We start from the raw sequence: 2,634 nt of genomic DNA, 5'->3' as shown, positions 1-2,634 counted from the left end.
TGTACCAACTCCTCCAAAACCTTCGTAATGGCCGGTTAGAGCTCGCCGATATTCCTCCACCGCAGGTAGGTGGGAACCGCCTCTTGGTCCGCACCGAGGCCTCGCTCATTTCCGCCGGAACCGAGCGGATGGTCGCCCAGCTTGCCCGCAAGGGCCTTCTTGGCAAGGCTCGCGCGAGACCCGATCTCGTAAAAAAAGTCCTCCACAAACTCCAGCGGGATGGCCTGTGGGCCACCCTCCGCAGCGTCCAACAGCAGCTCGACCGCTGGTTGCCCCTTGGCTACAGTGCGGCTGGAGAGGTCGTGGCGATCGGGCCGGAAGTTAAACAATTCCGCGCGGGTCAGCGCGTCGCCTGTGCCGGGGCCGGAGTGGCCAATCATGCCGAATACAATGCCGTGCCCGAACTGCTGGCCGCTCCCGTCCCCGAAGGTGTCTCCGCGGAAGACGCCGCCTATGCCACGCTTGGGGCGATTGCCCTTCAAGGAATCCGCAACGCCGATGTTCGCGTGGGCGAATACGTAGTCGTCATCGGGCTGGGGCTTTTAGGGCAGCTTGCTGTGCAAATTCTTAAGGCCGCAGGTTGCCATGTCGCGGGCCTGGACCCCATTGCCGCCCGCTGTGACTTGGCCCTCGAGTGTGGTGCGTCACTGGCCCTTCCTCCCGATTCGGCGCGCGTTACTGCGATCCACCATTGGACTCACGGGCTGGGGGCCGATGCCGTCGTCATCACGGCCGCCACGGCAAGCAACACCCCGGTGGAGCTGGCCGCCGAACTCGCACGGGATCGCGCTCGGGTGGTTATGGTCGGCGTCACAGGGATGAATATCCCGCGAAAGCCATTCTACGAAAAAGAACTCACTTTTATTGTCTCCCGCTCCTATGGCCCGGGGCGTTACGATCCGGAGTATGAAGAGCACGGTCACGACTATCCGCCGGGCTATGTTCGCTGGACGGAACAACGTAATTTACAGGCATTTTTAGAATTAGTCGCGTCTGGATCTATTCGGCCGAGTTTATTGACAACACACCGGTTCCCAATAGACCGTGCGACCGAAGCGTTTGAATTAATGCTTCGTGGTAAAGAGCCTTACCTGGGGATTATTCTCACTTATCCCACCCGAGAGACCACCCCTCCCCGGCGCATTGAGTTACCGACAGTTCTCCAGCCCATTCGGAAGGCAACACTCGGCGTTTCCTTTATCGGAGCAGGGAATTTCGCTCAGGGGGTCCTTTTGCCCATTTTAAAGAAGCTACCCCAGGTCCAGTTTCGCGGAATTGTCACTGCCTCGGGGGTGACGGCCCAAACGGTGGGACGAAAATACGGTTTCGTCTGGGCTGCCACTGATCCAGAGGAAGCCTTTCGGGACACCGGTACGGATGTCGTGTTCATTGTCACCCGGCATTCGCAGCACGCCCCAATGGTCTGCGCGGCATTACGGGCGGGCAAGGCTGTCTTTTGCGAAAAACCGCTGGCCATCACCATGGAACAGTTGCTTGACGTGCAGCGGGCACTGGAAGAAACCGGCGGCCGACTGATGGTGGGCTTCAATCGCCGGTTTGCCCCTTTGGCGCAGAAACTGAAAGAGTTTCTCCAAGGGCGGGGCCCGCTAAGCGTGACCTATCGCGTGAATGCCGGACTGATTCCGCCCGATCACTGGCTGGCCGACCCGGCTGAAGGCGGTCGCATCATCGGGGAGGCCTGTCACTTTTTCGACTTCTTTGCCTTTTTGACGGATTCAGAACCGACCGATCTGCAACGCCTTAGTCCAAATGGAGTTTCGCCCCGCGACGATGGCCAGTTTTTAGTCCGATATAAAGATGGTTCTGTCTGCCATCTTATCTATACAACGACTGGTTCCCCGGGCTTTAGTAAAGAGCGCATTGAAGTACATGCCGGGGGGTGCTCAGCCGTGCTCGAGGATTTTAAGACGCTGCTTTTGGACGACGGCTCCCGACGCTATAGGAAAAAGCTGTGGACGGCCGACAAAGGGCATGAAGCGGCCGTCCGTGCTTTTTTGCACAGCTTAAACGATTCTCGGGAGGCAATGTCACCGGAAAGTTTGATCCAGGTCACGTTCACAACGCTGTGGGCGGCCGGGGCAGCCCAGAGTTTTCGCGGAAGCTGACGACCATGAATAGCACTGCCGATTCCAGGTTACCTGACTCCTGTTTTGTGGTGGTACCGGCCTATAACGAGGCCCCGCGGATTGGCCACACCCTCGAGGGCCTGCTCGAGGTGGCCCGATCCGTGGTGGTCGTGGACGACGGCTCGGCCGACAACACGGCCGAGGTGGCCCTCCAATATCCCGTTTGGGTTCTGCGCCACCCGGTGAATCTGGGTGCTGGTGCAGCCACACAAACCGGGATCAGCTTCGCCATTCGGCAGAATGCCGAGTATGTGGCCACATTCGATGCCGATGGTCAACACCAACCTGAAGATTTACCTCTCCTCTTGGCAACACTTCGAGAGGTGAATGCTAATATCGTCTTTGGATCACGCTTCATAGGCCGAGCCGTAGACATGCCATTCCACCGCAAGCTGATGCTCAGAACCGCGAGCGTCGCGGCTTATGCACTCTGCGGTATCTGGGCGACAGACGTAACAACTGGCCTGCGTCTCATGGACGCGACGGC

General features: G+C 58.8%; 2 protein-coding genes. Both read left to right on the top strand.

The genetic code is table 11. The features are described 5' to 3' along the window. The coding region (locus ABJK56_RS17510; protein WP_347245968.1) for a bi-domain-containing oxidoreductase at window positions 1–2,126 on the top strand (2,126 nt) is incomplete at its 5' end. A 5-nt stretch (window positions 2,127–2,131) separates the two neighbouring features. Further along, the coding region (locus tag ABJK56_RS17505) for a glycosyltransferase family 2 protein (protein WP_347245967.1) at window positions 2,132–2,634 on the top strand (503 nt) is incomplete at its 3' end.

It is taken from the genome of Thermogutta sp., from assembly GCF_039793925.1.
Classification (GTDB): Bacteria; Planctomycetota; Planctomycetia; order Pirellulales; family Thermoguttaceae; genus Thermogutta.
The sequence above is the reverse complement of the archived record's forward strand: the minus strand, read 5'-3'. Positions and strand labels throughout refer to the sequence as shown.